General features: G+C 41.1%; 15 protein-coding genes. 7 read left to right on the plus strand and 8 right to left on the minus strand.

Annotated features, from left to right (window positions below; genetic code table 11):
• Positions 1-67: 67 nt before the first annotated feature.
• The 4 genes from ACS604_RS03550 to ACS604_RS03565 all read right to left on the minus strand — a co-directional run bounded on the left by ACS604_RS03550 (position 68) and on the right by ACS604_RS03565 (position 4,797).
• Positions 68-1,351, minus strand: a complete 1,284-nt coding sequence (locus tag ACS604_RS03550) for a DcaP family trimeric outer membrane transporter (RefSeq protein ID WP_474770368.1) — start codon at positions 1,349-1,351, stop codon at positions 68-70.
• Between the two features lie 280 nt (positions 1,352-1,631).
• The gene (locus ACS604_RS03555; protein WP_474770042.1) at positions 1,632-2,303 is read right to left on the minus strand and encodes a class I SAM-dependent methyltransferase; all 672 of its coding nucleotides are present in this window, start codon (positions 2,301-2,303) and stop codon (positions 1,632-1,634) included.
• Positions 2,304-2,375: 72 nt separating this feature from the next.
• Positions 2,376-4,070, minus strand: coding sequence for an AMP-binding protein (locus tag ACS604_RS03560; protein WP_353154622.1), 1,695 nt, complete (start codon positions 4,068-4,070; stop codon positions 2,376-2,378).
• A gap of 109 nt (positions 4,071-4,179) precedes the next feature.
• On the minus strand, positions 4,180-4,797 hold the full coding sequence (locus tag ACS604_RS03565; RefSeq protein WP_004793061.1) for a TetR/AcrR family transcriptional regulator: 618 nt from the start codon (positions 4,795-4,797) through the stop codon (positions 4,180-4,182).
• A gap of 144 nt (positions 4,798-4,941) precedes the next feature.
• Between ACS604_RS03565 and ACS604_RS03570 the strand changes: the two genes are divergently transcribed.
• Genes ACS604_RS03570 through ACS604_RS03590 form a run of 5 tightly spaced genes read left to right on the plus strand, consistent with a single transcriptional unit; the run spans position 4,942 to position 11,455 of the window.
• Entirely contained in the window at positions 4,942-6,114 is a 1,173-nt protein-coding gene (locus ACS604_RS03570; RefSeq protein WP_474770043.1) for an isovaleryl-CoA dehydrogenase, read from the plus strand.
• Positions 6,115-6,138: 24 nt separating this feature from the next.
• On the plus strand, positions 6,139-7,740 hold the full coding sequence (locus tag ACS604_RS03575) for a carboxyl transferase domain-containing protein (RefSeq protein ID WP_474770044.1): 1,602 nt from the start codon (positions 6,139-6,141) through the stop codon (positions 7,738-7,740).
• 9 nt (positions 7,741-7,749) lie between these two features.
• Positions 7,750-8,553 (plus strand): enoyl-CoA hydratase/isomerase family protein, encoded by an 804-nt coding sequence (locus ACS604_RS03580; protein WP_039247995.1) that lies wholly within the window; start codon positions 7,750-7,752, stop codon positions 8,551-8,553.
• Positions 8,554-8,564: 11 nt separating this feature from the next.
• Entirely contained in the window at positions 8,565-10,556 is a 1,992-nt protein-coding gene (locus ACS604_RS03585) for an acetyl/propionyl/methylcrotonyl-CoA carboxylase subunit alpha (protein WP_474770046.1), read from the plus strand.
• The gene (locus ACS604_RS03590; RefSeq protein WP_474770048.1) at positions 10,553-11,455 is read left to right on the plus strand and encodes a hydroxymethylglutaryl-CoA lyase; all 903 of its coding nucleotides are present in this window, start codon (positions 10,553-10,555) and stop codon (positions 11,453-11,455) included. Before ACS604_RS03585 ends, ACS604_RS03590 begins: the two co-directional genes overlap by 4 nt.
• A 251-nt stretch (positions 11,456-11,706) precedes the next feature.
• Here ACS604_RS03590 and ACS604_RS03595 read toward each other — a convergent pair whose 3' ends face one another.
• The gene (locus ACS604_RS03595) at positions 11,707-12,648 is read right to left on the minus strand and encodes a LysR family transcriptional regulator (RefSeq protein ID WP_151962570.1); all 942 of its coding nucleotides are present in this window, start codon (positions 12,646-12,648) and stop codon (positions 11,707-11,709) included.
• A gap of 206 nt (positions 12,649-12,854) precedes the next feature.
• Between ACS604_RS03595 and ACS604_RS03600 the strand changes: the two genes are divergently transcribed.
• Positions 12,855-16,337, plus strand: coding sequence for an indolepyruvate ferredoxin oxidoreductase family protein (locus ACS604_RS03600; RefSeq protein ID WP_474770049.1), 3,483 nt, complete (start codon positions 12,855-12,857; stop codon positions 16,335-16,337).
• A gap of 60 nt (positions 16,338-16,397) precedes the next feature.
• Here ACS604_RS03600 and ACS604_RS03605 read toward each other — a convergent pair whose 3' ends face one another.
• Both ACS604_RS03605 and ACS604_RS03610 read right to left on the minus strand, forming a co-directional pair.
• The gene (locus ACS604_RS03605) at positions 16,398-17,201 is read right to left on the minus strand and encodes a thioesterase family protein (RefSeq protein WP_199976651.1); all 804 of its coding nucleotides are present in this window, start codon (positions 17,199-17,201) and stop codon (positions 16,398-16,400) included.
• A gap of 196 nt (positions 17,202-17,397) precedes the next feature.
• Positions 17,398-19,200: an acyl-CoA dehydrogenase C-terminal domain-containing protein gene (locus ACS604_RS03610; protein WP_474770050.1), complete on the minus strand. Its 1,803-nt coding sequence runs from the start codon at positions 19,198-19,200 to the stop codon at positions 17,398-17,400.
• A gap of 304 nt (positions 19,201-19,504) precedes the next feature.
• On the opposite strand from ACS604_RS03610, the gene ACS604_RS03615 reads away from it, so the two are divergent.
• Positions 19,505-19,954 (plus strand): PaaI family thioesterase, encoded by a 450-nt coding sequence (locus tag ACS604_RS03615; RefSeq protein WP_001984007.1) that lies wholly within the window; start codon positions 19,505-19,507, stop codon positions 19,952-19,954.
• Between the two features lie 20 nt (positions 19,955-19,974).
• Here ACS604_RS03615 and ACS604_RS03620 read toward each other — a convergent pair whose 3' ends face one another.
• Positions 19,975-21,192: an MFS transporter gene (locus ACS604_RS03620; protein ID WP_474770051.1), complete on the minus strand. Its 1,218-nt coding sequence runs from the start codon at positions 21,190-21,192 to the stop codon at positions 19,975-19,977.
• Positions 21,193-21,204 lie beyond the last annotated feature (12 nt).

Below are 21,204 nucleotides of genomic sequence, written 5' to 3' on the forward strand. Positions count from 1 at the left end.
AATTTTTTTAAAACGACATATTGCACCCTAAAGAAAAAACAGATTATTCAAGGTCTTGCTGAATAAATTAAAAGTCATAACTCGCCATCATATTGAATCGGCTATCAATCCCGTTACGACCATCAAAAGTTTCTCGTTCGCCATAAACATATTCGACGCCCAAGGTAATTGGTTTATAAGGGTTATAAAGTGCATTCACCCAGCCCTGCCAAAGCTCTTTATTTTGAGTGGTGCTATTACGTTGTAATTCAGCAAAACGATTATCATCTTTGGCTTTCATATAGCCATAACCCAAGGTTGAACGAATTTGTGGCGTAAATTGATGAGTGATACCCAAAGAAACGGTATCAAATTCATTGCTGTGTATATTGTTTTGATCATCTATAGCATAGCCGCTATTACTCCATAGTAGGAAACGCCCATCACCTTTGACATGGTAATAATCGGCTTTAAGTAATGTAGCGGGCGTAATTTGATATTTACCGCCGAAGCCCACACCCCAAGCGACTTGCTCATCATTATTCGTTCTTTTTTCGGCAACTAAACTACGGGCAGATAACATCGAACCATTGGCAAACTTATGATTTAAGCGTCCTACCAAAGCTGGTAAACGCATTTTGTTATTTGGATCTGATGCAGAGGTATATTTCGGGTCTTCAACCGATACAGCAAAACTCGTATTGGCAGTTAAGTTATCGCTATAACGGACGAGCGGTGATCTTAATAATGCACTGCCTACAAATGTGCCTGCATCAATCGTTTCCGGATAATATTCAGGTGCGATAAATGTTGACCACGTTTGACCGATGAGCCATTTATCAAAGGTTAAATAAGCATGGCGTATCCGAAACTGATCACGAGTAGCTGCCCCAAAGAAGTCCATTTCCAGTTTCCCGCCCACATCACCCACAGCAGTTGGGGTTTTAAAATTCAACCCGAAACGTGTCACATTAACGGTACTGTGTAATTGGTCTTTTTGAGCAGATTCTTCTGGCGTATTTTCGAGTGGAACCCCGCTAATATTATTATACATGGTAGATGCGCCCTTTATTTGATAAGAAGCATCTGCCCGTATATATCCATATAAGTTAAATTCTGCGCCAGACTTAGTTAACACTTGTTTTGTAGGCTGAGCAGCTTGGGGTGTTGCCGAAGTTGCTAGCTCCACTCTTTGTTGCGTTAAAGATTTTTGAGCTTGTATATTTGCTTGTAGCATAGCCCGTAGTTCTTTTACTTCTTGACGAAGTTGTTCTATTTCAGGATTTGTTTGACCTGCAAAAGCAGAAGACACAAACAGGGTCACAGAAATAGCCAATAGGCTTTTTTGAACCGTTGTATTTAAAGCATTTATCATAAAACTTTCCTTTTTTGATCTTTAATTAGACTTAAAGATCTCGACATCCTTTTTGTTATGTACCTATCTAAAAACAGGCCCTTAAACATCAGACTTTCTTCCTCTAGAAAGTCTTCCATCATATTTTTTAGACAAAACCTCCCTTAAGCAGCATTGAGGCCACTTTTTAATGTGTTATAGGTAAAGCTAGTTCTTCTAATTTTTTTCGTTTTTTATATTCTCTTCCTCATTGAGAATATTTAGGTGTTAAGACAACATTCCTTTGCCTCTACTGACATTATTTTTTTGCAATAAAACCCTGATAAGTCAAAATTTGCGTATACGACTGTACGCTCTCGAAACCAGTTTTTTGCAAAAGTTTTATATATCCTTCTGTCGTTAAGCTAAAAAAGTCTTGTGCCATACGCTCTAACATTTTCTGACATTGCTCCTCCGTTAAACCTTGCGCCAAACATAAATAACGTAGTGCCTGAAGCTGCTGTGGGTTTACACACGTCATTAAATCGTAAGTAAGTAAAACTGCTTTTTCTTTTAAGCGATCATAAATATCTTTAAAAAATACAGGTTTTATATCGTCTGCAATAAAATGCGCCACAAGAATAGAAAGTGCAGCATCAAAGCAATTTTCCAGAGGCAAAGCTGACGTTTCATCATGTACAAAGGTGACTTGTGAAGATTTATCTAAAAGTTCAACCTGTTCTTGGGCTTTTTGCAGCATGGTTAAAGATGGATCAACTGCTGTAAATTTCCAGTTCGGATGTCGTTTAAGTAAATATTCGAGTTCATACCCCGTACCACAGCCCACAATTAAAATATGAGCATCTGGTGGCAATACCGATTGTAAAATGGCATCCACCTGTTGATGGATGACTTCATAACCTGGAATTAATTTACGAATATGTTCGTCATATCCTTCGACTACTTTGGGGCTATTAAAGTCTTTTGCCATTTTGTTTTATCCTCTATGTAAACTGCCTTTCAATTTATAGTTTGCTGCACTTTGAACGGGCTTTAGACTTCTTTAATCAAAGACATTTCCAGTTAAGTTAAGTTCAGCTCGCATAATTTCCTGCAATTTAAACTTTTGTGCTTTGCCTGAAGCGGTCATTGGAAACTCATTAAAGAATCGGACATAGCGCGGCACTTTATTATGAGAAATGTGCTCTTTACAGAATTGGCGAATACTGTTTTCATCAATTTGATGATGTTCATGCAAAATAATACAAGCACAAAGTTCTTCGCCATATCTGGCATCTGGTAAACCAATGACTTGCACATCACTTACATCTGGATGGGTATATAAAAAGTCTTCAATTTCTTTTGGAAAGAGATTTTCCCCACCACGAATCACCACATCTTTAATACGGCCTTTAATTTTAATAAAACCGTCTTGGTCCATTTCGGCAATATCACCCGTATGCATCCAGCCAGCCGAATCAATAACCTCTTTGGTCTTTTCCTCTTCGCCCCAATAACCAGCCATCACGGAATAACCGCGAACGCATAGCTCACCCAAAGTTCCTTGCGGAACAATCTGCCCTTCTAAATCGACAATTTTAATTTCAACATGCGGGTGAACATGCCCGACTGTGCTTACTCGTTTATCAATCGAATCATTTACCGAGCTTTGTACACTCACTGGCGAAGTTTCAGTCATGCCATAACAAATGGTGATTTCAGACATATGCATACGGTCTATGACACGTTGCATAATTTCACGTGGACAAGGACTACCTGCCATAATGCCCGTTCTTAAACTCGACAGGTCAAACTCATTAAACTGTTCATGCTCTAAGGTGGCAATAAACATGGTTGGCACGCCATAAGCTGCCGTACAACGTTCTTGATGAATCGCTTTTAAAGTTTCTAAAGGATTAAATACCGCCGATGGATAGACCATGGTTGACCCATGCGTTACACATGCCAGATTCCCCATCACCATGCCAAAACAATGAAACAACGGCACAGAAATACAAACTTTATCTTGAGGGGTTAATCGAATCCCTTCACCGACAAAATAACCATTATTTAAAATATTATGGTGGGTCAACATGGTCCCTTTAGGGTTACCTGTTGTACCTGAGGTAAATTGAATATTAATGGTTTCATCAAACTGATGTTGCTTCGCTAATTGTTTTAATTGTTCAAGCTGCTCAGAAGTTGGTGTAGCTACTAAATCACTAAAGCGATGAATGCCCGTATGTTGTTGGTCATCGATTTTAATGACAAATTTTAAATGTGGCAGTCGCGCTGAACTGAGCACTTTGTCTGGACTATTGGTTAACTCAGGGGCAATTTTCGTGAGTAGTTCTTGGTAATCAGTCGTTTTGAATTGAGAAGCTATAATCAATCCTTTGCATGAGACTTTATTCAACACATATTCAAGTTCATGACTTTTATAAGCTGTATTCAGGTTAACTAAAATAATCCCTGCTTTAAAAGCTGCGAATTGGGTTACCGTCCATTCCACACAGTTAGGCGACCAGATCGCTAATCGATCTCCTTTTTTTAATCCCAATTTTAAAAGACTACAAGCAAAAGCATTTACTTCATCTTGTAAAGCTTTATAGGTTAGTCGTCTGTTTTGGTGGAAACTGACGATTGCTTCCTTTTCAGCATATTGCCGACAGGCCTGATCGAATTGTTCACCAATGGTCATACCCAATAAGGGCTGTGTGCTTGGTCCCGAGGCGTAGCTTAACCGTTCTTGTTGCATTGAATCATTCTCCTTGATTCTTCTAATTCTCTTCTTACCTGATCTAATTGTTGTTACTGCAACTACTTTTCCAAACCGCCTACTTTGTAATGTTTATCCTTTATATGCCCTATTTCTTCTGCACAGCATCTACACAAAAGTCAGCAATCTGTTTTGAAAAATAGTCTTTGTGCGCATGATCAAACTTTGTATTTTGAGCTGGGTCTAGGGGTTCAACCACTACATAGGTCATGGCACCGACAACACAAAGTGCTGCTGTGTTTAAATCATCCAAGACAAACTCACCACTTGCATTTCCATCCGCAAGTATTTTTTTAATACTTTGCTTAATCAATTGCTTCACACGAAAACGCTCATGTTCAACCGTTGAATCGACGGGTTCAAACATGAGTGAATATGCAAGCTGAGGACTATTCAGTGCCCGTTTTACAAAGGTAGCCACCGCCTTGTGTAATTTCTGCTTTGCCGATAACTCACTTTCGGTAATCGAATCAATCACCAATAGTTCTGTATTAATAGCCTCGGACAAAACCTCAATAAGCACTTGGCTTTTATTATCAAAGTAGCGATAAACCAGTCCACTAGATACACCCGCTTGCTCTGCAATTGTTTGTATTTGCGCGTCTTTAAATCCTCCCTCTGAAATTATTTTTCTAGCTGAATTCAAAATCGATTTACGATTTTGCTCCATCCGCTCTTGCATTAAAGATGATCGTTTATAGCTCATAATTTATTCTCTAACAAATAAAATGAATTGTAAATCATTTTATGAATCTGTATTCACTTTTTCAAAAAATCATTGTATGTTACTTATCAAATACCCACAAAATATTTTATGGACAACAAATATAACCAATAGGATGAAAATATCATGAACCTACGCAGCTTAAATTTCGGTCTAGATGAAACTTTAATTGCACTTCAAGATTCGGTAGCCGCTTTTTGTGCAAAAGAAATTGCACCAATTGCTCAACAAGTTGATCAAGACAACAAATTCCCTGCACATCTCTGGAAAAAATTCGGAGATATGGGCCTTTTAGGCATGACGGTTTCTGAAGAATACGGCGGTGCCAATATGGGTTATCTGGCTCATATTATTGCTATGCAAGAAATTTCCCGTGCTTCGGCAGCCATTGGTTTGTCTTATGGTGCTCATTCTAATTTATGTGTAAACCAAATTAACCGTAACGGTAACGAACAGCAAAAACAAAAGTATTTACCAAAACTGATTTCTGGTGAATATGTGGGTGCTCTTGCGATGTCTGAACCAAATGCAGGTTCTGATGTCGTCAGCATGAAATTACGTGCTGAGCAAAAAGGAGATCACTTCTTTTTAAACGGTTCAAAAATGTGGATCACCAACGGCGGTGATGCAGATGTACTCGTGGTTTATGCCAAAACTGACCCGCAAGCTGGCGCGAAAGGCATGACCGCTTTTTTAGTTGAAAAAGGCATGAAAGGCTTTAGCCATGGTAACCATTTAGACAAACTCGGTATGCGTGGCTCTAACACTTACCCACTGTTTTTTGACAATGTAGAAGTGCCTGCTGAAAACGTACTCGGTGGTGTCGGTAACGGTACAAAAGTACTCATGAGCGGTTTGGACTATGAACGAGCAGTTTTAAGTGCCGGGCCTTTAGGTATTATGGATGCCTGTTTAGATGTGGTCATTCCATATTTACATCAACGCGAACAGTTTGGCCAAGCTTTAGGTGAATTCCAGCTTATGCAAGGCAAACTTGCCGATATGTATTCAACTTGGTTGGCATGTAAAGCACTCGTTTATGCTGTTGGTGCTGCATGTGATAAAGCCGACCATGACCGCAGTCTACGTAAAGATGCGGCAAGTGCCATTTTATATTCTGCCGAAAAAGCAACATGGATGGCTGGTGAAGCAATTCAAACTTTAGGCGGCAACGGTTATATCAATGAATTCCCTGCTGGCCGTTTATGGCGTGATGCAAAACTTTATGAAATTGGTGCAGGAACTTCTGAAATTCGCCGTATGTTGATTGGCCGCGAACTCTTCAATGAAACCAAATAATAATTATAAATAAGGACACATCTTATGAACCAATTACAAAGCAAGATTAATGTTCGAAGTGAAGACTTCAAAACAAACCAGCAAGCCATGCAAACCTTGGTCACAGATCTAAAACAAGTTGCCCAGCGTATTGCGTTAGGCGGCGGTGAAAATGCCCGTCAAAAACATTTGGCTCGAGGTAAACTTTTACCCCGTGAACGTATTGATCAATTGATTGATGTCGGTACGGCATTTTTAGAAATTGGACAGTTGGCAGCGTATAAAGTTTATGAAGATGATGTTCCTGCTGCGGGCGTAATCGCAGGTATTGGTCAAGTCAACGGCATCACTTGTATGATCGTTGCCAACGATGCAACGGTTAAAGGTGGAAGCTATTATCCACTTACAGTTAAAAAGCATTTACGTGCCCAAGAAATTGCTGAACAAAATCACTTGCCTTGTATTTATTTGGTAGATTCAGGCGGTGCCTATTTACCAATGCAAGATGAGGTTTTCCCAGACCGCGATCATTTCGGGCGTATTTTCTATAATCAAGCACGCATGTCGAGCCTAGGTATTGCTCAAATTGCTGTGGTGATGGGCAGTTGTACCGCTGGCGGTGCTTATGTTCCTGCTATGTCTGATGAAACCATTATTGTCCGTAACCAAGGTACGATTTTCTTAGGCGGCCCTCCTCTAGTAAAAGCTGCAACTGGCGAAGTGGTGAGCAGTGAAGACTTAGGCGGTGGCGATGTACACACACGTCTTTCGGGTGTAGCTGACCATTTAGCCGAAAATGATGAACATGCCATTGCGATTGCACGGAATATTGTTGCGAACTTAAATAAAAAGCCAAACGACTTAAATAAACAAGTTGATGAACCGCTATTTGATGCCTCAGAACTCTATGGCGTGGTGCCAAGCGATGCGCGTAAACCTTTTGATGTTCGTGAAGTGATTGCACGTATTGTAGACGGCTCTCGTTTTGATGAGTTCAAAGCACGTTTTGGTTCAACATTAATTACGGGTTTTGCTTCACTTTACGGTATGCCAGTCGGCATTATTGCCAATAACGGAATTTTATTTTCTGAGTCTGCACAAAAAGGTGCGCACTTTATTGAGCTATGCACGCAGCGCAATATTCCATTGTTATTCCTACAAAACATTACGGGCTTTATGGTTGGTCGCCAGTATGAAAATGAAGGGATCGCAAAAAATGGCGCTAAATTGGTGATGGCAGTTGCAACCGCAAATGTACCAAAACTCACCCTGATTATTGGTGGTTCGTTTGGTGCAGGTAACTACGGTATGTGTGGCCGTGCTTATTCACCACGCTTTTTATGGACATGGCCGAACTCTCGTATTTCAGTAATGGGCGGCGAACAAGCAGCAAGCGTACTCTCTACCTTAAAACGTGATCAGATTGAGCAAAAAGGTGCTGAGTGGTCAGCGCAAGAAGAAGACGAGTTTAAACAACCAATTCGTGAACAGTACGAGCGCCAAGGCCATCCATACTATGCTTCTGCTCGTCTTTGGGATGACGGTGTCATTGACCCAGCTCAAACTCGTCAGGTACTTGGTTTAAGTCTTGCTGCTGCTATGAATGCCCCAATCCAGCCAACCAAATTTGGCGTGTTCCGCATGTAAGAGGTGTATATGAGCTATCAATTTTTACAACTCGAACAACAAGATCAGGTTGCCTATGTTTGGCTGAATCGCCCTGAATTGCACAATGCTTTCAACACCACCGTTATTGAAGAGTTACATGCTTGCTTTAAGCAAATCAATACACGTGATGATATTCGTGTTGTGGTTTTAGCGGGTCGCGGTAAAAGCTTTTCGGCAGGTGCCGACCTCAACTGGATGAAACAGGCAGGTCAGGCATCTTCAGCAGAAAATGAAGCAGATGCATTAAAACTTGCGCAAATGTTAGATGCACTCGCAACGCTAAAACAACCGACTATTGCTCGTGTACATGGCATTGCCTTTGGCGGCGGTATGGGCTTGGCATCGGCATGTGATATTTGCATTGCCAGTACAGATGCCAAGTTTGCAACGTCTGAGGTTCGTTTAGGGCTTGCTCCATCTACCATTAGCCCTTATGTAATTCGTGCAATTGGCGCAAGACAAGCCTCTCGTTACTTCTTAACTGCCGAGCGAATTTCAGCACGTGAAGCCAAACAAATCGGTTTGGCCCACGAAGTTGCAGATGCCGAAGACTTAGATAAAAAAGTTCAAGAAATTATTGATGCTCTATTACTCGGTGGCCCGCATGCTCAAGCGGCATCAAAACAACTCATTCAAATGGTGAGCAACCAGACCATGAGCAATGACTTGCTGCAACAGACAGCACATCATATTGCTCAAGTTCGTCAAGGCAGTGAAGCAAAAGAAGGTCTAAGTGCCTTTTTAAATAAGCAACAGCCTGCTTGGGTTTCTAACTCGAATAACAACAATTAAGGACGATCATCATGTTTGAAAAGATTTTAATTGCGAACCGTGGCGAAATTGCCTGCCGTGTAATTCGTACAGCTAAAAAATTAGGGATTGCAACGGTTGCCGTTTACTCCGATGCAGACGCAAATGCACAACATGTCAAACTTGCAGATGAAGCGGTTTATATTGGTCAGTCCCCTGCAACACAAAGTTATTTACAGGTTGATCGTATTATTCAGGCAGCAATAGATACGGGTAGCCAAGCGGTTCACCCGGGCTACGGCTTCCTTTCTGAAAATAATCAGTTTGCACTCGCTTGCCAACAACACAACATCTGCTTTATTGGCCCACCAGTAGACGCCATTTTAGCGATGGGTTTAAAAGCGACCTCTAAAGCCTTGATGGAAAAAGCAGGTGTTCCTTTAACACCGGGTTATCACGGAACCAACCAAGATGCCGACTTTTTAAAGCAACAGGCAGACCGAATTGGCTATCCTGTTTTAATTAAAGCCAGTGCTGGCGGTGGTGGTAAAGGCATGAGTCTAGTTGAACGCAGTGAAGATTTTCTGCATGCCTTAGCCTCTTGTAAACGTGAAGCCAAATCGAGTTTTGGTAATGATGATGTCTTAATTGAGCGTTATGTGATTCAACCGCGCCATATTGAAGTTCAAGTGTTTGGTGACACACATGGCAACTATGTACATTTGTTTGAACGCGACTGTTCTGTACAACGCCGTCACCAAAAAGTGCTAGAAGAAGCCCCTGCTCCACAAATGCCAAGCGAGAAACTCGATGCAATGCGCCAAGCGGCAATTGATGCTGCACGCGCCGTAAATTATGTTGGCGCAGGTACGGTTGAGTTTATTGTGGAACAAGACGGTACAGCATATTTCATGGAAATGAATACCCGTCTACAAGTTGAACACCCTGTCACTGAAATGATTACAGGTGAAGACTTGGTAGAATGGCAACTTCGTGTGGCTTATGGCGAACCTTTACCTAAACTACAAAACGAATTAAAAATTCACGGACATGCGCTCGAGGCACGTATTTACGCTGAAGAACCTGAAAAAGGCTTTTTACCTGCAATTGGTAAAATTGACTATCTGCATTACCCAACTCAAAACCAATATGTACGTGTAGACAGCGGTATTGTTGAAGGCGATGAAATCACGACCTATTACGACCCAATGATTGCCAAACTGATCGTATGGGGTAAAAACCGTGAAGCTGCGCTTATTCAAATGCAACATGCTTTAAGCCAATTCCATGTCGATGGTTTAGGCAACAACATTGCCTTCCTTGAAAAAATTGTTCGTAGCGAATCGTTTAAACAAGCCAAGCTTGATACCAATCTGATTCAGCGTGAACAAAACTTCTTGTTTAGTCCTGAAGAAATTAAACCTGAACTTGTGGTAGCAGCGGCATTTATTGAGTTTTTAAGCAAACTTAATAACAACAGTTCAAGCCAAAAACAGCTTTGGCAGGCTCAACCACTTTGGCGTTTAAATATTGCTTATCAGCACAGTATCAAACTGAACTATTTAAACCAAAATATCCAAATCAAATTTGCTTCAAATAACGATGGCTTTACCGCAGAATATAACGGTCAAAGCTACCCGATTTCGGGCCAATTGCTTGATGCACATACGGCATCTGTTCAAATTGGTGGAACTCAGCAAAAGCTATCTTTTAACCAAAGTCAGCAAGGCATTACCTTATTCCAAAATGGACAAAGCTATAAGTTTGCTTATATTCGCCAAGATTTTAATCAGGCAGATAGCCAAGCCGATGAAGGTCATTTAAAAGCACCAATGCCGGGTGTGGTCACTCAAGTGCTAGTTAGTGCAAATCATAGCGTGAAGAAAGACGATATTTTAATGACGCTTGAAGCGATGAAGATGGAATATACCATTCGTGCCCCTAAAGACGGCGTAATTGTAGACTCCTACTTCCAAGTCGGCGATCAGGTCAAAGCTGGCGATGAGCTTGTGGAATTTCAGCCTGCTCAGGAGGAAGTTGCATGAGTGAGTTTGTCAAAATCGTGGAGGTTGGTCCCAGAGACGGCCTCCAAAACGAAAAGCAGGCTTTAACCGTCGAGCAGCGCTTAAACTTCATTAATGACCTGATTAATGCAGGTCTGAAATCGATTGAAGTGGGTTCATGCGTCTCGGCAAAATGGGTACCACAAATGGCTCAAAGTGATGAGCTATTTAAGCTATTACCGCAAACAACCGATGTGCAATTTAGCCTGCTCACGCCCAATATCAAAGGTTTTGAAACTGCTCAGGCTGTAGGATGCAAAGAGGTTGCGGTGTTTACCGCAGCTTCTGAAAGCTTTACCCGTAAAAATATTAACTGCTCAATCGACGAAAGCTTTGAAAAATTCGCGGATGTGCTAAGTGCAGCAAAAGCACATAACATACGTGTACGCGGTTATGTCTCTTGTATTGTCGATTGTCCTTATGAAGGTGCTATTGCTCCTGAGCAAGTCGTGAAAGTTGTTAAACGGCTCTACGACATGGGCTGCTATGAAGTGTCTTTAGGTGAAACCATTGGTACGGCTACACCAGATCGCGTTCAAAAGGTGTGGCAAGCATGCCTCGCCGAACTCGACAGCAAGGTTCTAGCTGGGCATTTCCACAATACCTATGGCATGGCAATTGCCAATATTTATCAGTCTTTACAGCAAGGCATTCGTGTTTTTGATTCGTCCCTTGCAGGACTTGGCGGTTGCCCTTATGCCAAAGGTGCTTCTGGCAATGTATCGACCGAAGATCTGTTCTATTTGCTGTCACATATGGGATTTGAAACTGGCATCGACTTAGAAAAACTGATGCAGGCCAGTCAAAATATTAGCAATGTGTTAAACCGAAAAAGCTTGTCGAATTATGCAAATGCTTATTGGCAAACCAAGTGCGCATAGTCATAAATTAAAATAGCTCAGCATCTGGTATAAAGCTTAATATTAGGCGAAGTACCAGATCATTCCATCTAATCCTTATCTCATTTCGTTCAGGAATTGGGACTAAATCTCCCATGCAATTTTTTTAAAATTTATCATTTATCTCTGTATCAAATGCCTCTCTCAACAGAAGCATTTTCTACACTATTTTTATTCTAAATCCGTATTATTCTTTATCCTTTTTCAATTATAGTCCTTAAAAATTTATCTCATTATTTATAAAAATAAGATGCATCCATTTCAATTCTTGGAGAAATATATTCTTCAACCCAATCTAACCATGCACGTGTTTTGGCATCAATGAAATGGCGTGAAGGCAATAGCGTATAAACCCCGATATCAGGCGAACGCCACTCTGGCAAGATATGGCATAATCTTCCATTTTGAACTGCATCTAAAGCCGAAAACATCGGCAATAACGCCACGCCCATATCTTGTTGCACCACGTCTAACAATAACTCAGGGTTATCTGCAATAAGTTGCCCGCCAGTATCGATTTGATAAGATTCACCCTTTGCATTTAACAAGTGCCAATCTGGTGTAATAGATGGGTTTACCAAGCGTAAACAGGCATGGTTTTTTAAGTCTTCTGGGGACTTAGGTACTCCATGCTTTTCTAAATAATCAGGTGAAGCACATAAAACAGAAAAGATAGTGCCAATTCTGCGTGCAACAAAACGAGAATCTGTTAATGATTCAGTCAGATACAGACTGACATCCACCCCTTTTGCCAGCAGGTCTGGAACATACTGTGAGGTCGTATATTCCACGGTTAATTCAGGATAATGTTTGCAAAACTCGGCCATGACAGGAAAGACGTAGTGATGCCCAAAGCTTCCCATGCTTAATACACGTAAACGTCCTTTCGGTTTTGAAACGGTTCCAGCGACTTCTGATTCAGCTTCATCCACCATTGAAATGACTTGTCGACAACGTTCCGCATAAGCTGCACCAATATCAGTCAGTGCCTGCTGGCGCGTCGAGCGTTGTATGAGTTTTGTACCTAAGCGTGTTTCTAGCTCGCTGATAAGACGTGAAACCTGTGCTGTGGTCAGATCCATCTGCTCAGCTGCTGCTGTGAAACTCCCGCTATCAATCACTTTCAGGAATGCATGCATTGCATGCAATAGTCCACCATCGAGATTTTTGCGCATAACGTAAATATGTTTTCCTAAATTACGGATTGTTGCACCAGTTTAGTTCAACCACAATGACTAAATGTACATACATTGGCACTAATTCTTTTTTAAGAAGAGGAACCGATCTTTTTTTTATTTCGTATGTCACTTGCTCCAAATATTCAACTGGATGTTGAAAAAAGAAAGTAGTCCGAGCTACTAAAAATTCTAAGGAGATATAAATGAATATAGCTACAAAAGTCACTCCAAATATTATTGCAACAAAGGATGTGTCACTTGAAGATAAATATGTAAGTGATAACGGTACAGCATATATGACTGGCATTCAGGCACTTGTTCGGTTGCCTCTTGCCCAAACTCGCCGTGACGCGATCAATGGTTATCATACTGCTGGCTTTATTTCTGGTTATCGCGGTTCTCCTGTTGGTAACTATGATAGTTTCCTTTGGCAAGTTCAAGGATTGCTTAAATCCCATAATGTTGTATTTCAACCTGGTGTAAACGAAGACTTGGCTGCTACCGCAATCTGGGGTACGCAACAAGTTAATCTTTCAGGCCAAGGCAAATATGATGGAGTGTCTTCATGGTGGTATGGTAAAGGCCCGGGTGTTGACCGTTCAGGCGATGTACTCCGCCATGCTAACTTAGCTGGTACCTCTGAACGTGGTGGTGTCGTTGCTTTATTTGGTGATGACCACTCATGTAAATCTTCTACAATCCCTCACCAGTCTGAACATGTCATGATTGGTTGTGGTATTCCAATTTTCTATCCAACATCCGTTCAACAAATTTTAGACTTTGGTGTTCACGCCATTGCGGTTTCACGTTTTTCTGGTCTATGGACTTCAATGAAGCTGGTCAGTGAAATTGTTGAAACTTCCGCATCTGTTCATGTCGATCTAGACCGTGTTACTCCGGTTATCCCAGAAGATGTTAATTTCCCAGAGGGTGGTGTCAATATTCGTTGGCCAGATCATGGCATTCAGCAAGAAGAGCGTCTTTATAAATATCGCTTACCTGCTGTTCTGGCCTATGCTCGCGCGAATAAAATCAACACCGTAACATGGCCTTGTACAAATGCCCGTATTGGTATTGCTGCAAGTGGTAAAGGTTATTTAGATACGATTGAAGCCTTACGCATTTTAGGTATTGAAGATGAAACTGCCCAACAGCTTGGACTGCGTGTTTATCAAGTTGGGCTGATTTGGCCGTTAGAACCGCGAGGCGTTCGTGAGTTTGCTGAAGGCTTGCAAGAACTGATCGTTATTGAAGAAAAACGTCCAATTATTGAAACACAAATTAAAGATGAGCTGTACTCACTGCCTGATGGCAAACGCCCACATGTGATTGGCAAAGCAACTGACGGCAAAGGCGAATGGAGTACCTCTATTGAAGAAGCACCACTCATTGGTCACTATGAGTATCAGCCTGAACCAATTGCAAAAATGCTGGCTGCTCGCTTCTTAAAACTAGATATTCCAGAAAGCTTAAAAACGCAAATCCAAAGCAGAATCGACTTACTGTTAAAAGCAGAGCAAGAATCAAAACGTGTTATTGATCTCGCTGAACGTAAACCTTATTTCTGTAGTGGTTGTCCACATAACTCTTCAACAGTCGTCCCTGAAGGTAGCCGTGCATTAGGCGGTATTGGTTGTCACTATATTGCCGTTTCACTTGACCGCGGTACCGAAACATTCTCTCAAATGGGCGGTGAAGGTGTAAGTTGGGTGGGTGCATCACCATTTACCAATGAAAAACACATTTTTGCTAACCTTGGTGATGGAACCTATTTCCACTCAGGTTACTTAGCAATTCGTCAGTCTATCGCTGCAAAAACCAATATTACCTACAAAATCCTCTATAACGATGCAGTCGCTATGACAGGTGGTCAGCATGTAGATGGTCATTTGAGCGTTGCGCAGTTAACTCGTCAGCTTGCTGCCGAAGGTATTAAAAAACAAGTCATCGTAACTGATGAAGTTAAACTATTAAACGAAGAAGACGGCATTGCACCGGGTGTAGAAATTCGCCACCGTAATGAACTCGATGCAGTTCAACGTGAGCTTCGTGAAATTACAGGTGTCACCGCTTTAATCTATGTACAAACCTGTGCCAGCGAAAAACGCCGTCGTCGTAAACGTGATGCCTACCCTGATCCAGCAGAGCGTTTATACATTAACAGTGATATTTGCGAGGGCTGTGGCGACTGCTCGAAAAAATCAAACTGTTTATCTATTGAGCCAGTAGAGACTGCTTTAGGTACTAAACGTCAAATTAACCAAAGTAGCTGTAATAAAGACTTCACTTGTGCTGAAGGGTTCTGCCCTAGTTTTGTGACTGTTCATACACGTGATATGAAACGTCCAGCTAAGTTTGAAGGAATCAGTGCAGGCTGGCCGACATCACCAATTATTCCTCAGTTATATGACGTTCCAAGTCGTATTATGGTCGGTGGTATTGGTGGTACGGGTGTTGTGACGATTGGTGCACTGCTTGGTATGGCAGCTCACCTAGAAGGCAAAGCAACACGTGTTATGGACATGGCTGGACTTGCTCAAAAAGGCGGTACGGTTTATTCATACGTTCAACTTGCAGCAAGTGATGAGCAAATTTCTTCTACTAAAATTCCAGCAGGTCAATGTGAATTATTGATTGGTGCTGATGTCGTAGTCGCTGGTGGTAGCGCTGCTCTCTCTCGCTTAAAAGATGATGCATTGGTTATTGTAAATGAAGACAGTACGCCTACTTCTGAATTTATTAAATCTCGTGACTGGTATGCACCTATTAGCGATTTAATTGATCGCCTCCGTGGTCGCGTTCGTCAAGGTCAACTGGTTTCTCTGCCAGCCGCTCGCATTGCAACACAACTGTTAGGTGATTCAATTTATACCAACCAGTTATTACTCGGTATGGCATGGCAATCTGGTCGCATTCCGCTATTACGTGAAAGTATTGAAAAAGCAATTCGCCTAAATGGTACGGCTGTTGAAAAAAACATCGAAGCTTTCCGCGTTGGTTGTCATCTTGCAAGTGACCCAACTTTAGCTGCACGTTTAGTGGCGGCAATGCCAAAAACCAAAACTCCGCAAACTTTAGCTGAACTTGTTGAAGACCGTTCTGCTCGTCTAACAGACTACTGGAATGAAGGTTATGCAGCTAAATACCGTACACTTGTAGAACTGGCAGCTAAAAAACTACCAGAAGAGTTAACGGGTACGATTGCAACTCAGCTTTATAGAGTCATGGCGTATAAAGATGAATATGAAGTTGCACGTTTGTTAACAGGTAAAAGTTTCAAAGAATCGATCGAAACCCAATTCGGTAAAGGCTTACGTTTAACGTATCACCTTGCTCCACCAGCGTTACTTGGTGGTCTGAAAAATGTCCGTAAACGTGCGTTTGGTTACTGGATGCGTTTCCCAATGATGATACTTGCTCGCTTACAATGGCTTCGTGAAACTTTCCTTGACCCATTTGCACGTCAAGAAGAACGTCAACACGAACAAGCATGGCGTGACCGTTACATTGCATTTGTTGAAGCACTTGTTGAAGCACCAGACAATCATAACTTGGCAGTTGCTGAGCAAATTGCAAAATTACCGGCAGAAGTTCGTGGTTATGGACATATCAAAATGAAAGCAATGGACGCTGCAAAACAACGTTGGGATGACCTTACTCCAACACTGCTAAAAGTCCGTAACTAAAATTAAATCTCAAAATAAAAAAGTCATCCTTAGGGATGACTTTTTTATTGGCTCAAAAATTTATTTAGTCATTTTACGTAAAGTCAAAATCTGCTCGCTCCGTCCAAATGGACCATACACATCATGTAAAACTGCACTGGTTAAACCAATACCATCCGAACCATATTGCTGAACGGTTTCCAAACCTAGCCATTTCCCTTGCGGATAACGGTGCATGTGGATTTGTAAATCAAGATTTGGAAAGCCCCAAGTAAATTCGCCTTCTTGTCTTGGGACAATGCCGTTTGCCGCATCTACCATGCCAATTAAATGGGCAAAATCTGTGGTCGGCTGCCCTTCAACCATTTCGTTATCGTTATTGAGCCAAACAATGCCTTTACCTGCGCGATGCTGATCATCAGTTTTAGTGACGAGTGTCTGGATAAAACCACCCGGCCATCTTTTCATGCCCGTCCATTCGGTAAAGGTATCTGGGTGATGAACTGGCTGATCTTCAAGCCCAGCAATATCGGAACTGTCTTGAGTGCACATGCGCCATGCTCTAGCCACTATACAAGTTTTACCTTGTGCCTGCATTTCAGCTTCAATCAGTTCAATCGTTTTACCAGCACGAATTACATGGGTCTTAATCGTAAATTCACCAAATGCAATCAATCCAAAAATATCAAAACTAATTCGACCAATTCGCATATCTTGTCGTGGTGAAAATTGCTCTAACTCTGCTGCGATTACGCCACTTGCAGGTGCCATGTGCTGTTCATGAGGGTTCCAAGCCCCTTGTGCATGGACAGTTGAGCAATAATGAGCAATAACTTCACCTTGAGGACCAATTGTTCTATTCAGTAATTGATAATAAGCATTCATGATTTTCTTTCCGTAGTCCTTATCCAACATCAATATTTGATAAAAATTCACGTTTTAATGCGTATGTTAACCCTCTATTTCTTTGGCTCAACTAGTTTTTCCTACCAAAAACTGATGAGTCTAAAATTACAAATTTAATCACTAGGTAAAATTTAGCATGTCAATTTCACCCAGTGATTCTAGATATTACGATTCATTAAAATGCAAAAGCATCTTGGTCAAGTTCCATCACAGATTCAGCGCCAGACTCAATAGAAGCAGCATGGCTCTGTGTACGATGTAAAAGTTTTTGATAGAAAAACTTAGCTGTCGTTAATTTTGCTTTATAAAAAGCTTCCTCTTGTGTACCTGCCTCTAATTTTTCATGGGCAACTTGTGCCATTCGAGCCCACAAATAAGCGAACACGACGTAACTGGAAAAATAAAGATAATCTACTGAAGCTGCCCCTATTTCTTCAGGATTGTGCTTGGCTTTCTCTGCAATCGTTTTGGTCAGTGACAACCATTGTTGCTTAAGCTCAGCTAATTTTTCTAAATAAGGTTTCAAGACTTCATTTAATTGCTGTTGATTAATAAATTGATCAATTAGATCGGTCATATTTTTTAGAAGTTTGCCTTCCGACTTGAGGACTTTACGTGCAAGTAGATCTAAAGACTGAATTTCGGTCGTTCCCTCATACAATGTTGAAATACGCGCATCACGTACAATTTGCTCCATGCCATGCTCAACAATGAAGCCATGCCCGCCAAATACTTGAACGCCATGCTTGGTAGACTCATTACCTGACTCTGTTAAAAAGGCCTTAGCAATTGGGGTTAAAAAAGCCAGTAATTCATCGGAGTGTTTTTGCTGTTCCTGATCATTTGAACTTTCAACAATATCGACATGCTGAGCTAAAAAGTAAGCCAGCGCACGTCCACCTTCAGCAAATGCTTTTTGTGTCATTAACATTGAACGCACGGCAGGATGCACAATAATCGGATCGGCATTTTTCTCAGGATATTGAGGACCAGATAGCGAACGCATGGCGAGACGCTCTTTGGCATAACTTAATGCGCCTTGAAATGAAATTTCAGAAGCTGCAAGCCCTTGTACTGCCGTTCCAATACGTGCAGTATTCATAAAGGTAAACATGCAATTGAGACCGCGATTTTCCGGACCAATTAAGTAACCTTTGGCGCCATCAAAATTCAATACACAGGTGGCATTGCCATGAATCCCCATTTTATGTTCAATCGCACTACAAACGACTTTATTACGGTCAAACACCTGACCGTCGTCACTCACATTAAATTTAGGCACAATAAATAAAGAAATCCCTTTAGTCCCTGCAGGTGCCTGAGGCAAACGAGCTAAAACAATATGAATAATATTTTCAGACAGATCATGCTCACCTGCCGAGATAAAAATCTTTTCACCCGTAATTGAGTAACTACCGTCCGGATTAGGTTCCGCTTTCGCTCTAATTAATCCAAGGTCCGAGCCCGCATGTGATTCGGTTAAACACATCGTTCCGGTCCAGACGCCACTAATAAGTTTAGTCAAAAACTTTTGTTTTTGGTGCTCGGTCCCATGATGCTCAATCGTTCTCATTGCCCCATGAGACAAGCCCGGATACATTGCCCAAGCCCAATTAGAACCACATAACATTTCAGAAATCGCAATCCGCAGCAATGTTGGTAAGCCTTGTCCACCATATTCAGGGTCGGCGGTTAAAGAGGTAAATCCAAGCTCAGCATATTTTTGGTAGGCTTCTTTAAAACCTTTCGGCGTTGTGACTACGCCTTGATTTAAATGACAGCCCTCCTGATCACCATTTTGATTTATGGGCGCCAACTCATTTTCACAAAAATCTGCTGCTGCTTCTAAATATTGATCAATTAATTCTCGATTTACGCTTTCCTGATATTTGCTTAAACCTTGGTAGTTCTGTTCTGTTTGAAGCATTTCATGCAGCACAAATTGCATATCACGTAATGGAGCTTTATATAAAGGCATAGTTTTTCCCTTTCAAGTTACTGCCTTTGTTATAGGGGCAGATATCGTTTTTTCCTTAAATGGACTTTTATTGTTTCAATCTCACCAAAATATCAAAAAATTTCTTATAGCAAAATATATTTTCACTAATTTAATAAAATTATTATTACCAAAATATAGGTATAAAATGTAAGCTTATGTTTTAAATTAAAAATATTAAAAAAAAATAATGAGTAGCGTTTATAAGAATAATTTTAAATTTTGTATAGCAAAATTTTATTCCGTAAAAATTCAATTTATAGTATGGTAATTAGATTGCTTAATCATCCAAGGACGATTTATGGAAAGCCCGAAATACACAGGTCTCGAATTTTTAACTGCTTTAAAAAATGGTGAAGTTTCTCCATCACCTATGGCTCACACCATACCAATGGAACTCGTTGAAGTTTCCGAAGGTAAAGCAACTTATAAAGTTACCCCTCGCAAAGAACATAGAAATATACAAGGCGGTGTACACGGCGGCTTTTGCGCCACAGCTTTAGATACGGCAACAGGCAGCGCAGCTCATACCCTACTTGAACATGGTGTTGGTTATGGAACTATTGATTTAAATGTAAAAATGATTCGTCCTATGCAGGTCGATACGTCTTACTATGCGACAGCCGAGTTGATTAATGCGGGCCGTAATATTATTAGTACTCAAGGTAAAATCGTAGATGAGAACGGCAAAGTGTATGCTTTTGCTTCGGCAACCTTAATGATTATTCGCAAATAATAAAATATCGAAGCTCCTATTTATGGAGCTTTTTCTTGCTTAGCAATCTTGCCCATTTCATAAAAATCTAAGCGATCAATCACGAAACTTGTTATTGCCATCGCCAAACCTAAAGCAGCACATGCTTCCCATCCCCAGTGTTTCCACGCATACACCGCAATAAACGAACCTAAGGCGGCTCCACCAAAATATAAAGTCATATAAATTGAATTAATACGGGAACGTGCCTCGGCCGAAATCCGGTACACCAGATTTTGGTTGAGTACATGAAATGCTGACAACCCAAAGTACGCCATGATCACACCAACAGCGTAGGCAAGCAGAGACTGCTGTGCAAAAAATAGTGGTATCCATGCACTCATTAATAGTCCCATACAAATCAATGCAATCCTATTTTCAAGGCCTGCTGCAATTTTCTTGCCTGCCCATGGGGTCGCAAACACGCCAGCCAAGCCAACAATACCAAATAAACCAATCTGGAAATCGTTAAAGTGATAAGGCTCATTCGCCAAAATAAAAGTCATGGTGGTAAAAATAAGAGCCAAAATACCAAAGCCAATTCCCCCTGCCAAACCACGGCGTAGTAAATGAGGCTGGTGAACAGCTAATGAAAATAATGAACTATAAATCTGTAGAATATTGAGTTGGTGAGACTTACGCGCAACGGGTAACTTTACCCACATTACCCAAGCAAACACCAAAATGACAATTCCGCTAATTAAATAAACCGCATGCCAAGACCAAACTGTAGAAAGTAAGCCTGCAATAGAGCGTGCCAATAATATTCCCAAGAACAAACCGCTCATGAGAGTCCCTACAACTTGAGGGCTTTTTTTCGGGCTGGCTAAACCTGCGGCAAAAGGAACTAAAACTTGAGTCGCAATCGAAAAGAATGTAGCTAAAAAGGTAAAGCCATATAAAGCTGGCAAGGTTTGACTTAAGGATAGCCCTACTTGTGCAAGCCCCGTACAACACATGAGCAGGCAAATATAACTACGCTTTTCAAAAAAGTCGCCTAAGGGAACTAATATAAAAAGGCCAACTGCATATGACAGCTGGCTAATCACAATAGTTAAAGCGACCTGATCGGCATTGACTTTTAATGCTTCTGCAATGGAATAGATTAAGGGCTGATTATAATAGTTTGAACCCGCACAAATTCCACATGTCATTGCCATGATAAAAATAAAGCTTTTTGACAGTATATTTTCTGCATTGGGCTCAACTATTTTTTCCATTTTTAATTACGC

The sequence above is a fragment of the Acinetobacter sp. Li1LvA2 genome, assembly GCF_056156705.1.